12 protein-coding genes, 1 tRNA gene and 2 pseudogenes are annotated in these 12,478 nt (G+C 45.5%); 1 reads left to right on the top strand and 14 read right to left on the bottom strand.

Annotated features, from left to right (window positions below; translation table 11 throughout):
* Positions 1-60: 60 nt before the first annotated feature.
* The 3 genes from UA76_RS05480 to UA76_RS05470 all read right to left on the bottom strand — a co-directional run bounded on the left by UA76_RS05480 (position 61) and on the right by UA76_RS05470 (position 3,394).
* Positions 61-148: transfer RNA gene (locus UA76_RS05480), tRNA-Ser, on the bottom strand.
* A 140-nt stretch (positions 149-288) separates the two neighbouring features.
* Complete coding sequence (locus UA76_RS05475; protein ID WP_047043844.1) at positions 289-738, bottom strand: L-alanine exporter AlaE; 450 nt, start codon at positions 736-738, stop codon at positions 289-291.
* Between the two features lie 229 nt (positions 739-967).
* Positions 968-3,394: a hybrid sensor histidine kinase/response regulator gene (locus UA76_RS05470; RefSeq protein ID WP_047043843.1), complete on the bottom strand. Its 2,427-nt coding sequence runs from the start codon at positions 3,392-3,394 to the stop codon at positions 968-970.
* Between the two features lie 118 nt (positions 3,395-3,512).
* Between UA76_RS05470 and UA76_RS05465 the strand changes: the two genes are divergently transcribed.
* Positions 3,513-4,082: a UPF0149 family protein gene (locus tag UA76_RS05465; protein WP_047043871.1), complete on the top strand. Its 570-nt coding sequence runs from the start codon at positions 3,513-3,515 to the stop codon at positions 4,080-4,082.
* Between the two features lie 55 nt (positions 4,083-4,137).
* Here UA76_RS05465 and UA76_RS05460 read toward each other — a convergent pair.
* The 11 genes and pseudogenes from UA76_RS05460 to cydX all read right to left on the bottom strand — a co-directional run bounded on the left by UA76_RS05460 (position 4,138) and on the right by cydX (position 12,476).
* A pseudogene (locus UA76_RS05460) lies at positions 4,138-5,171 on the bottom strand (potassium channel family protein).
* Positions 5,172-5,284: 113 nt separating this feature from the next.
* Complete coding sequence (gene nadA / locus UA76_RS05455) at positions 5,285-6,346, bottom strand: quinolinate synthase NadA (protein ID WP_047043842.1); 1,062 nt, start codon at positions 6,344-6,346, stop codon at positions 5,285-5,287.
* A 128-nt stretch (positions 6,347-6,474) separates the two neighbouring features.
* Positions 6,475-7,251, bottom strand: coding sequence for a tol-pal system protein YbgF (ybgF, locus tag UA76_RS05450; RefSeq protein WP_047043841.1), 777 nt, complete (start codon positions 7,249-7,251; stop codon positions 6,475-6,477).
* 15 nt (positions 7,252-7,266) lie between these two features.
* The gene (gene pal, locus UA76_RS05445) at positions 7,267-7,806 is read right to left on the bottom strand and encodes a peptidoglycan-associated lipoprotein Pal (RefSeq protein ID WP_047043839.1); all 540 of its coding nucleotides are present in this window, start codon (positions 7,804-7,806) and stop codon (positions 7,267-7,269) included.
* Positions 7,807-7,839: 33 nt separating this feature from the next.
* Positions 7,840-9,177 (bottom strand): Tol-Pal system beta propeller repeat protein TolB, encoded by a 1,338-nt coding sequence (gene tolB / locus UA76_RS05440; RefSeq protein WP_047043837.1) that lies wholly within the window; start codon positions 9,175-9,177, stop codon positions 7,840-7,842.
* A gap of 40 nt (positions 9,178-9,217) precedes the next feature.
* Positions 9,218-10,288, bottom strand: a complete 1,071-nt coding sequence (gene tolA / locus UA76_RS05435; RefSeq protein ID WP_047043835.1) for a cell envelope integrity protein TolA — start codon at positions 10,286-10,288, stop codon at positions 9,218-9,220.
* Positions 10,289-10,318: 30 nt separating this feature from the next.
* A pseudogene (locus UA76_RS05430) lies at positions 10,319-10,758 on the bottom strand (ExbD/TolR family protein).
* A 2-nt stretch (positions 10,759-10,760) separates the two neighbouring features.
* Positions 10,761-11,444 (bottom strand): protein TolQ, encoded by a 684-nt coding sequence (gene tolQ, locus UA76_RS05425; RefSeq protein ID WP_047043833.1) that lies wholly within the window; start codon positions 11,442-11,444, stop codon positions 10,761-10,763.
* The gene (gene ybgC, locus UA76_RS05420; RefSeq protein ID WP_047043831.1) at positions 11,434-11,853 is read right to left on the bottom strand and encodes a tol-pal system-associated acyl-CoA thioesterase; all 420 of its coding nucleotides are present in this window, start codon (positions 11,851-11,853) and stop codon (positions 11,434-11,436) included. Before ybgC ends, tolQ begins: the two co-directional genes overlap by 11 nt.
* A 220-nt stretch (positions 11,854-12,073) precedes the next feature.
* Entirely contained in the window at positions 12,074-12,376 is a 303-nt protein-coding gene (ybgE, locus tag UA76_RS05415; protein WP_047043828.1) for a cyd operon protein YbgE, read from the bottom strand.
* Entirely contained in the window at positions 12,369-12,476 is a 108-nt protein-coding gene (gene cydX / locus UA76_RS22895; RefSeq protein WP_000270284.1) for a cytochrome bd-I oxidase subunit CydX, read from the bottom strand. The genes ybgE and cydX overlap by 8 nt, the downstream gene beginning before the upstream one ends.
* Between the last annotated feature and the right edge of the window lie 2 nt (positions 12,477-12,478).

Raw genomic sequence — 12,478 nt, 5'->3', positions numbered from 1 at the left:
TTGAAACTTCTGAGGTGATAAAACGAGAAAACCCCAGCATTTCTGCTGGGGTTTTGAATGTGGCGGTGAGTGAGAGATTCGAACTCTCGATACGTTGCCGTATACACACTTTCCAGGCGTGCTCCTTCAGCCACTCGGACAACTCACCGTATTTTGTGTTAGCGCCTTGGCTAACGAGGCGCTAATTTAATGATTCTATTGGGCTTGGTCAAGGGGCAACTGCGAAAAATCGGCCTTTTTGCGTTTATTTAGTTACTAAGTAACCAAAAAGCCCACTCTTTCAACAAATTATGCTTGCTGGTAATAACCTGGAACCTTAAACCATTTGCGGCACTGATCTAGGAAGTAGCCGTACAAAACGCCCATGCCACAAGAAACGACTGCGTTACTCGCGACAGCGGTGATGATCTGATCGGTAGACGCACCAACTGTAAATAGAATGGCTGCATATACCGGAGATTGGAACAGTACGTAAGCGACCAAATCCGCGACATTTTTCATGAAGCCAGTGTCTGAAAGGCGCTTGCCCTGTCTTAGCATGAAGTCTCTGAACATGCCGTATGGCCATGCAATTGCGATATTCACCGGAATCGACAAGGTTCGCGACGCTAATGATTGCTCAAACGTCATACCTGATATGAAGATCTCTATGATCATTCCTGTGATAAAACAAAATACTACCATCGCAAAGGTATCCGCTGCTGCGTTACGAATACAGAATGGGCCTCGGGACTTCATTTACGCCTTCTCCAGCAAAATAAATAACTACAATTAAAGTTAAATAACAACACAGAAAACTAGCGGAACAATTTAACACTAGATTTTCGCGCCATTAAATCACAACATTTATAGTTTTACTCACCAAAGATTTTATCCGGGTCTGGATTTTTGACCAAATACAAACAAAAAAGCAGTCACAACCACCAATAATGTGATTTATGACTGCTTTTCCATTAAGTTTAAGAAATTAAATTACAGTTTTCTCGGCTAACAAGACAGTTAATAGGTCCATAGTTTCACCACTCGGTTGTACTCCATTGATCAATGACTCGTTCATGCCATCGAGCAATGTTTTGAGCTCGTCACTTTGCGCGACCACACCCAAAGAAAGCATGCGAACCACCAGCTGTTGCGCGTTTGGGTAATCTCGATTTTCAACAGCAATGCAAAGCGATATCAAGGCTTCTTCTACATTGAATGGTGTGCTCGCCTGACCTTGATTCCTGCGGTATTGAAATAACTTATCCGAGTAACGGTACAAGGCGTCATCAAGTTCATTCTCGTCGATCGGTTTCGCAATAATGTAATTTGCACCCGAAGCCAACATCCTCTCTCTTGTCTCTCTAAACACATCGGCCGTACAGCCGAAAACAAGTACATTAGCTGAATCTGACGACAGCGCTCGAATGGCGGTAATAGCCTCTACACCATCCATAACAGGCATGTGGTTATCCATCAGAATAAGGTCAAACTGCTCCTCAGCGACTTTGAGTACCGCCTGTTCGCCATTCTCGACACAAGTACAATCAAAGCCTTTCCCTTTCATAAAGGTATCTATGATCAAGGTGTTCGTGCGGTTATCTTCCACAATCAACACTCTAAGTCCGTCATAGCTTAGCTTTCTTGCTACCGGAATTTCGACATGACCCGAGGAGCAAATTTCGGTTGCCACTTTCACATGGAAATTGGTGCCAATCCCAAGCTCACTGGTTACAGAAATGCTTCCTCCCATCAGCTCGGTGATTTGCTTAACGATCGCTAAACCCAAGCCAGTGCCGCCAAATCGACGAGTGGTCGACGATTCCGCTTGCTCGAACGGCCTGAATATCTTGTCTTGCGCTTCTTTAGCGATACCAATGCCCGAGTCCCTCACTCGGATCTGCAAATACGTTTGTTCGTCTTCGACTAGCTCTTGAAGGTAGACTTCCACAAAACCTCGCGAAGTAAACTTCACGGCGTTATTTAGGAGGTTAAATAGAATTTGCCTAACGCGGGCTTTATCTGTGTTGTACCAACGATCATTTGGCACTTCACTGTAGACTTTAAACTCCAGCCCTTTCTCAGCACATAAGGTGTGGTACACACTGTTTACACTGCCAATGATGGAGTCAATTGGGAACGGGCTGTTGTCGAGCTCTAGATGTCCTTGTTCGATCTTAGAGAAGTCTAAGATTTCATTAAGCAGCGCCATCATGTGGTCACCGGAATCGTAGAGGCTCTTGAGATGTTTACGCTGCTCAGCAGTAAGATCGCTTTTCAAAAGAATCTGTGCACTGCCAAGCACGCCATTCATTGGTGTACGAATTTCATGGGAAAGGGTCGCCAAAAATGCACTCTTCGCTTTGGTAGAAGCCTGCGCTTTGATCTTTTCTTCTTCAAGATAGACAGTCTTTTGGTTGAAGCTATCGATAAGCTGACGAATCTCATCATTACTGTGATACGTCATGTCGATAATGCCACCATGCTTAGAGTTATTCAGTTTCTTAGCAATGATAACGACAGGCTTGATGAGGTACTGATTTATTAGGTAATAACCAATCAGGATACAAGTCAGCATGATCGGGATGATGCCAAGCTCTACGCTGGTCACCAAATCATACACCTCTTCATTGACTAAACGTTTCGAGTTGACCACATCGACCGACCAATCAAACTCACCGAAGCGATGTGTGCTGATATAGATGTTTTCGACAATATTGAAATTGTGCTCCGATATAAGTTTGCCGTAGCCATCTTTAAGTAATACGCCCAAGTCGTACTGCTCCGCTTGCACAGCAACAAAGTCAATCAAGTCGCTTAATGCGATATCTACCGTTGCCACACCAGAAAACTGATTATTGATGTAATACGGCGATGATGCGGTAATCATCTGAACATGCGTGTAAGCATCAATATAGACTTCAGACCAAGTGACTGTTCCTTTGGGCTGGTTCGCAGCCGATGAATACCAGTCCTGCTCGTTGTAGCCACCCAGCTCTTCGTTGTTCCATGAATAGATGCGGTCAACTTGCCCATCTGATGCCCGATTGTAGAACATACTCATGTAGGGAACATTTGGATCGACTGAATATGGCTCAGGCCACAACCCTCCGCTTACTGCGACGCCATCAATGTCTTCGAAGAGTGCGAATAAAAGTACATTTTGCTCATCTTGGCTGGTTTCCGTACCCGCAATACTGACAAGCGTCTGCAACACGCCTAACGCGCGATTAATTGGCGCTTGAATTTGTGTCGAAAGAAGCTCGGTACGGATATCGAGGTTGTCTTGAAGTTTTGAACGGACGGGAGGCTCTACCACAAGGTAGCTGACTGTACCGATTGTAGTGATTAAAAAGCACAAGTAGATAGCGAGAGTGAAAAAGCTTTTTCTCTTCAGAGATGAGCGTATGTACATGAATTCACTTTATTAGTCCGTTTGTTAAAAATTATAGTGGATAACCTTGTATATCAAGCTTTTTATAGGGAAATGCTATGGTAATATGAGGCGTTTTTTATCACTTACGGTACCTATTGTGACGTTAACTGAAATACTATCCCTACCGGAGCTTGAAGGTAAGCTGCTCAATGAAGCTAAAACACGTGGTTTTGTAACTGCGATGGCTGCGGCTCCTCACCTATTACCACCGAATGAATGGTTGGCGTTTTTATGGGGTGGTGATGAAACCGCACCATTTACTGAAGGTGCTCAACTAGAGAACTACGCAGAACAAATCGTTGAGATTTGGAACAACGCGCGCCCTGCTTTGCTTTCAAACGCTTGGGTTTGGCCAGAAAACTGCGCTTTAGATGAAGAAGAGATTGTTAACGAAGCGGCTCGTGACTTCTGCGAAGGCTTCTTACAAGGCTGGCAACTTGCCCGTGACGACTGGGAAACCTTAATGCCTGAAGATAGCGAAGACAGCGCACTACTCGGCGGTGTATTGCTATCCATCAGCATGCTTTACGATCCTGAAACCTCTATTGCGACACTTGCAGAGCAAAGCATCGAAGGCCTAGAGCAATTCACAGAGATCTTTAACGCGATTCCAACTATGATCTGCGGTTTGACTATTCGTGGTTCACTGCTGGCTGACGAGCAATAAGTCTCAGCGAATATTGCTAAAAGGGGGCGTCTGCCCCCTTTTTGTTTATCTTTATCTAGCCGATTTTTGCCCAGTCAAAGAAATCTATTCGCTCATCCGCAATGTAAAAGAGCTTGTGTTTGGGTTCTACCAATACATCGAGTTCAGGGTTGAGCTCAATCCCATCTCCTCGGTCGATGCCAATCAGCGTTGATTGATAGTCTTTTTTCATAAAGTGGAACAGAGACTCCAGTGACCTATTTCTTTCACCTTCTGGGTAAACAATAGAATACTGTGTCATCCCTTTGGTTGAGGCCAATAGCTCCTGATGCAAAGCGCTCGATCCCGGGTCGACTGCCGCTTTTGCCAACATTTCCGCACCGACCGCTGGGATACATTCCGCATTCGGACAATGTTGGCTGAGCAGCGACTTAAGGCTTCATCTTTGAAATAAGCCAGTAAGTGGGCATTTGGGTTCTCATTTGCACAATAGAGCGCCGCTGAGAGCGTGATATCATCTTCTAAATTGTCGACCACAATGCAGCTAGCACTCGATAAGTTGGCATTTTTCATTTCAAGTTCGTCGGTATAGCTTGTTACTCGAACAAATCCGATCTCACCAGGTAGCGGGTTTTCGATATCAGAGCGGCTACATAACACAATCGGGCGTTTACCCGTTTCCTCATGCTGAAGCATACGAATAAGGTTCATGGTACGTTGACCATTCCAACCCAACAGCAGAATATGATTGTCCATTTTAAGCTTCCTTTTACCCAATACGCCTGCGCGCCAATAATCAATCGCAACGGTCGCGATTCTTCCCAATAGCGCCGCAAATAAGCTCAACCCACCGGGAATGATAAATAAGATGACTATCCATTTTCCTGCACTGGTTACGGGCGAGTAGTCGCCATATCCTACAGTCGAGGCCGTTACCATCAAGTAGTAAAGGAATAGCGTGATATCTGAGGTGAGTTCTTGCTCACCAGCCCAAACCAAAAGTAACCAAGAGATGATGATATAGAGCAGCAACAAAACCACTAGGTTTCGGTTATTCAACTCAAACAGCTTGTTACCCATCCATCGACGAAGTTGTAGCCAAATAGCCATTGTGTTCCCTACCGCCGCTTTATTCTTAACAACATCTTGCCATAGCTAACAAAAAAAAAGCTAGCCCCAAAGGCTAGCTTATTGATAAATCGATTAGATTCTATTTTGGGAGACTATGCGTTACCCTTCACTTTCATGTTAAGTTCTTCAGCAAACTTTAGCATACGATTCAAAGGGATAAGCGACTTAACTCGAAGATCTTCATCGACAAAGATTTCATGTTCTTTGCCCCCTTCTTTCAATGCCGCTTCGATCGCTTTAAGACCATTCATCGCCATCCAAGGGCAATGCGCACAGCTACGACATGTAGCACCCGCGCCTGCTGTTGGCGCTTCAATCAGTTCTTTTTCAGGAACCAACTGTTGCATCTTAAAGAAGATACCTTTGTCGGTAGCAACAATAAGCTGCTTGTTAGGTAGCTCTTTTGCTGCCTTGATCAACTGACTGGTTGAACCTACCGCGTCTGCTAGCTCAACTACGCTCGCTGGAGATTCAGGGTGAACAAGAATCGCAGCATCTTCGTAAACCGCTTTCATTTTACGCAGTGCATCGGCTGAGAACTCGTCGTGAACAATACACTCACCTTGCCATAGCAACATGTCTGCACCAGTTTGATTCGCAATGTAAGAACCAAGGTGGCGGTCTGGACCCCAGATAATTGGCTTATCTTCTGAATCTAACTGTTCAACGATCTCAAGAGCAATACTTGATGTGACTACCCAATCCGCACGCGCTTTAACGGCCGCAGATGTATTAGCGTAAACAACCACTGTGTGATCGGGGTGCGCATCACAAAACTCAGTAAACTTGTCGGCTGGGCAGCCTAGGTCAAGCGAACACTCAGCTTCGAGTGTTGGCATTAAGATGGTTTTTTCCGGCGTTAAAATCTTCGCCGACTCACCCATGAAACGAACACCGGCAATGATTAAAGTGCTGGCTGGATGACGATTACCAAACTTCGCCATTTCCAATGAATCGCCAACAAAACCGCCAGTCTCTTCTGCTAGCGCTTGAATCTCAGGATCGGTGTAGTAGTGGGCAATCAATACCGCATCACGCTCTTTTAATAGAGACTTAATAGACGCAAGGTATGTCTGACGCTCGTCGTCAGTCAAAGCGATGGGCTTAGGAGGAAAGGGGTATACAGTTTCGATTTTATCTAAAATGTGGCTCATTGCTCTTGCTCTACGCAACTTCTTTTTAATCCGAGCATTGTACACCCTAACGTTAGCTTGGATCAAAGGCGATTGAGCGCAAAAAGAAAGAGGTGCTTAGAGCACCTCTTCATCAACATAATAGGCGTCTAATTCATGCGGCTTTCGGCAAGCTTTGCCGAAGCGCTAGTTGGGTGCTCATCAATTACTTGTTGATAGTACTTTTTAGCGGCTTCAGCGTTGTTGTTGCGAGCGGCCAAATCACCGAGCTTAACAAGGGCATCCGCTCGCTTGTTAGAATTCTCATAGGTAATCACGGCAGCAAAACTCTTTACTGCTTCTTTGTCTTGCTTCTTAGCAAAGTGAAGCTGGCCTAGCCAGTAATGGGCATTAGGCGCAAATGCTGAATCCGGGTAGTCTTTTTGGAACTGTTGTAACGCAACAATCGCACCAGAGTAATCACGCTTGTCTAGAATCAGGTCAACGGCATTCTGGTAAGCAGTTTGCTCGTCAATGTCACTACTAAACGTTCCTTGAGGCTCTTCTACCACTTCGCTAGGAGATACCGCTGCCACTGGTGGCGCAGAACGTAGTTTATCTAACTCAATAAACAACTCTCTTTGACGTTGTAGCATTTGCTCCATGTCGAAGCTGTTTTTTTCAAGTAAGCCGCGTAACTCGCTAATTTCAAGCGACATTTCGTCGATCTGTTGCTGCATTTGCAACTGAACACGGTTACGGTTTTGTAGGAGACGTTCTAAACGTTCAACATCAGTTTCAGACCCGCTCGCACGTGTCGTTGCTGATGCTGTAGAGGAAGTTGTGGTGCTGTTGAGATCAGATACTGGAGCTGGTGCAGCGAACACATGGCTCGCTGCACTTGCCAGTAACGTCAGCGTTACAACGCGCTTGAAGTTACTGAACATGAGGTCGGTCCTCGATTAGTACACTAGAACTGCGCGGCGGTTCTTAGCGTAAACTTCTTCAGATTGACCTAGAAGAAGTGGTTTCTCTTCACCGTAGCTTACGATAGAGATTTGGTCAGCTTGAACACCTAGCGCTTGTAGGTAGTTAGCCACTGCTTGTGCACGACGCTCGCCTAGTGCGATGTTGTACTCTGGAGTACCACGCTCATCAGCGTGACCTTCGATAGTTACGCTTAGGTCAACGTTTTTGCTTAGGTATGCAGCGTGTGCAGACAGCATTTCTTCGTAATCACCAGCGATTGTTGAGTTATCAAAAGCAAAGTAAATTGTTTGAGTTTCACGAAGCGCTTGCTCTTTAAGCTCTTGTTCTGTTAGCTGTGCGTTACCGTCGATTGGTGAAACAACCGTAGTATCAACACCGTTCGCTGAACCTTCTGCTGATTGGTTAGTTTCTGCGCCAGACGCGTTTACAGCATCATCGCTTGAGCTACATGCAGTTACTGCAAGTACTGGTAGCGCAATCATTAGCCCTTTAAGAACTTTATTAAGTTGCATCTTATATTTCCTTACTATTTCTAAATTTACTTGCTATAAAAACGGAGACCATGCGGGTGCGCGTACACGCCCATTCGTGGCCGGTAATCTAGCTTTAAATCGCCCATCTATCGACACCATGGAAAGCACGTTTGTCTTGTTATAGATAGAACTGTATATGACCATACCGCCATTTGGCGCAATACTAGGAGACTCGTCGAGCAAAGTCTTAGTTAGAGTTTGTAGAGCTCCTGTCTCCAAATCTTGTCTTGCCAAATTGAAACCAGAATTACTGCGATTCACCATTACTAGGAATCGGCCATCCGGCGTAATTTGACCACCCAAGTTTTGGCTACCTTGCCAAGTTAAGCGTTTGGTCGAATTGTCGCTCAAATTTACTTGATATATTTGCGGTTGACCACCCCGATCAGACGTAAAAATCAAGGATTTACCGTCTGGATGCCAAAATGGTTCTGTATTATTTGATCTGCCGCGCGTTATCTGAGTTAACTTCTTGGTGTTTAGATCGAACACATAGGTGTGCAAGCTACCCGTTTTCGAAAGAACTAACGCTAACTGACTGCCATCAGGGGAGAATCTTGGCGCACCATTATGACGAGGATATGACGTTACCTTTTCACGTTCACCCGTATAGATATTCATAATGAAGATTTCAGCTTGACCGTTTTGGAAACTTACATAAGCCAATTTTTGTCCATCTGGAGACCATGCTGGTGACATCAGAGGTTGCTTTGAACGCAGAACTAAACGTTCGTTATATCCGTCGTAGTCAGCTACGCGCAATTGGTACGGGTACTGGTTTTCGTCCTGAACAACAACGTATGCAATACGAGTTAAGAATGCACCACGCTCGCCCGTTAGCTGTTCATAAACTAAGTCTGAAATGCGGTGAGCATATTCGCGAAGACGCGGACCAGGAACCGTAGCGCGTTTATTAAACAGTACGTGATCTTTAGAACTCACAAGCTGACCATCGCTTAAAGCTCTGCTTTGACCATTGGTCAACTGACCACGAACAACATCAACTAATTGATAGTTAATCGTGTATGAACCTTCCGCCGTTTGAGTGATGCTACCAGTAAGCAACGCGTCTACACCTAACGCTGTCCAAGCTTCAAAATCAACTTCTGACTCGCTAAATGGCGTTTGAGGCATACGGTTAACATCAACTGGGCTGAACTTACCACTGCGTTGAAGATCCGATGCAATAACGGCAGAAACATCTTGCGGCAGTTTCCCTTCACCTTCCCAACTAAACGGAACAATGGCAATTGGTCTCGCGGAATCAATACCATCGGTAATGACCAGCTCGAGCGCCGCGTTAGCGATCTGTAAGCTACTTGCTACAAAAAATAAGCAGCTCAATAGCATCCTTTTTAATGTGACTTGCTTTAACACAGGACGATTCCTTTTACTCTGGTGTTACTGTTAGGTTGATGTTTTTTAATTGCTCAACAACATCGGGCTCATTGTCTGGCAATGGAAAGGTTCGTACTTGAGCAACCGCACTTTTCGTTGCAGCGCATAGGCGATTATCACCTTCCATTACGTTGAGACTGCTCAAGATTGCGCCTGAACCCGTTGGAATCAAGCGCAGGTTAACTCGACAGGACTTTCCCCGAAAGCTGTCCTCGATTAATAAGTGCTGCTGAATCATTTGCGTATAAATCGAGCCGTAATGAGCAATTTGGTCGTTTACAAATCTCGCCCGAGCAGAGTTGTTATTCGCCGCTTCAGACTCAAGACCTGCAAAGATGTCATTTAATGCGGCTTCTTGCTCCTTACGCTCTCGCTCAATTCGCTCAAGGCGTTCTTTTTCTTTACGCGCTTTCTCTGCCGCTTCTTTGGCAGCTTTTTCCTTCGCTATACGTTCTTTTTCAGCTCTTTCTGCAGCTTCTTTTTCACGTTGCGCACGCTCAGCGGCCTCTTTCGCGGCTTTTTCACGCTCAATGCGTTCTTGCTCTGCTTTGGCAGCAGCCGCTTCCTTAGCCACTCGCTCTTGTTCTGCTTTGCGAATTGCTTCTTCTTTCTTCTTCCGCTCAGCTTCTAGCTTCTTAGCCTGCTCGCGTTCTTTACGAACACGTTCTTCTTCCGCTTTGCGCTCTTTCTCTTTTTGAACACGTTGTTTTTCAGCCTCGCGCGCCGCTTTTGCTTCTCGAGCTTGCTGCTCTTTTAGCTCGCGAATGCGCTCTTCTTCTGCACGACGATTCTTCTCAAGTTGCTCGCTTTCGCGTCTTAACTTATCAAGACGCTCTTGCTCTTTTTTCGCAGCCGCTTCGCGCTGGCTTCGAATCTGTTGAGCCTGCTTTCGCACAAGATCTGGGTCGATAACAACGGCTTGAACCATCTGCCCACTTGGCTCGGGCTTAGACATAGTAAAGTCTGTTCCCCAAAGCAAAGCGGCAATCAGTCCGGCGTGGAGGCCAAACGAGATCGCAAGTGGCTTAGTGTAGCTAGTTTTGGTTGATTTGAGGCTTTTCATAAATCCTATGAAACTACTGTCCAATATCCGTTATTTAATGTCCGTAAGAAGACCAACCTTCTCGATGCCTGCTTGGTTAAGCTCATCAAGAATCAAGACCACTTCTGCGTAAGGCGTCATCGCGTCTCCGCCGACTGCTACGGGTGAGTCTGGCTTAAGTGATAGCTCAGCACGCACGCGTACAATAATGTCTTGCAGCGAGAGTCCGCGCTGAACTTCATTGTCATTCACGCTAAGACCTAGGTTTCCGTCGCGATCGATCTCTACGATGATAAAGCTACTTTCGCTTTCACCCGCTAGGTCACTGGCTGGAGTCGAAGAGAGGTCTTTGGCAGCTCGACCTCAACGCCCTGAGTAATAAACGGTGATGTCGCCATAAAAATGATAAGAAGTACCAGCATGACATCAATGTAAGGTACTACGTTGATCTCTGCCGTCATCTTACGCTTTTTACGCTGATAACCTGCCATGCTTACTCCCTGCCAGCCATTGCTTGGCGATGAAGAATGCTATGGAACTCTTCTGAAAACGTCGCGTAGTTATGCTCAAGCTTACTTACACGGCTACTAAAGCGGTTGTAAGCCATAACAGCAGGAATTGCAGCAAAGAGACCCATCGCCGTTGCGATCAAGGCTTCTGCAATACCTGGGGCAACCATTTGCAGCGTTGCCTGCTTCACTTCACCCAGAGCAATAAACGCATGCATGATGCCCCAAACCGTACCAAATAGGCCGATGTATGGGCTGATGGAACCGACTGTGGCAAGGAAAGGTAGGTTGGTTTCCATATCATCCACTTCACGCGCCACAGCGACACGCATCGCGCGGCCTGTTCCTTCCATTACGAAATCTGGTGATGCAGAGTTTGTCTTTCTTAGGCGAGCAAACTCCGTAAAGCCTGAATAGAAAATCTCTTCAGTGCCTGAAAGCTCGTCTTTACGCTTTTTCACATCTTGATAAAGCACAGACAAGTCAGAGCCAGACCAAAACTTATCTTCAAACTCATCCGCGTCTTTCGCGGCTTGAGAAAGTACTTTGCTGCGTTTGATGATCATCGCCCATGAAACAACTGACATGCCCATCAGTATTGCCATGACCAGCTGAACTAGAATGCTGGCTTCAAGGAATAGGTCTAAGAAAGAAATATCAGCGGTCACTTGAGGTAAACTCCAATACGATTGATTGAGGGATAGCGGTAGGTCGCATTCGTTGATTATCGATACATGCTACCTTAACCATTGCTTTACACAATATTTTGCCATTAGGATTTGCGATCTCCTGACAAAATGTCAGCGAGGCCTTCTTTAATTCAGAAATTGTCGTTATTACTGTGAGGTGATCGTCAAGTCTTGCACCTTGCAGGAAATCAATGTCCATATGTCGGACAACAAACCCGATGTTTTGTTCAAGCAACACTTGTTGAGAAACTCCAATACTTCTTAAAAGCTCAGTTCGGGCGCGTTCAAAGTACTTGAGATAGTTAGAGTGGTATACGACACCGCCTGCATCTGTGTCTTCATAATATACGGTAACAGGCCAGCGAAATGTGGAATTCTGTGAGTCCAAAACAATTCCATTTAGATAACAAACAATTGGTGAATACTATACCGCAGTTTATTGGGGAGAGTGCAAGTTCTATTGACGGTTTTCCGACTAGAAAGGTAAAAAATTAGCACTAACTCATAGGAGTAGTGCTAACTTGAAAAATTTATCGCCACAGAGTGTCAATAATTGTTACGAGCTGTGTTGTTAGAGGCAAAGGTTCCCTACGTTGAGGTAAGCAAACCTAGAGTAAGTAGGCCGCCGTCAAGTACAGCAAGATGAGTAAGCTAAAGATTGGGCTAAAGAATAGTTGCCACACCCAATGTCTTGGAGTGAAACCGATGCCAAACACCATGCTTGAGCAAAATGCCCAAATCATCAGCGGTGATATGGTGCTATTAAAGCCCCCAATCGCCTCTGAGTAAACTCTAGGTTCCCACATCAGCATAGCGACATGAAAGAAACCCAAGATTAAGGATAAAGCTCGAAACAGAGCTTTATCCAAAGGCTGGTGAACCTTGGCAATCTTTTGCGCCAAGTTACTCACTATCTTTATCCATCATCTCTGAATGCTCTAGCCATAGAGCGTTAATGATGCCGAATGCACAAGCTAGAAGTACACCCAAAATCCAAGCGAAATACCACATAA

It is taken from the genome of Vibrio mexicanus, assembly GCF_001012815.1.
GTDB classification, from domain to species: Bacteria; Pseudomonadota; Gammaproteobacteria; order Enterobacterales; family Vibrionaceae; genus Vibrio; species Vibrio mexicanus.
The sequence above is the reverse complement of the archived record's forward strand: the minus strand, read 5'-3'. Positions and strand labels throughout refer to the sequence as shown.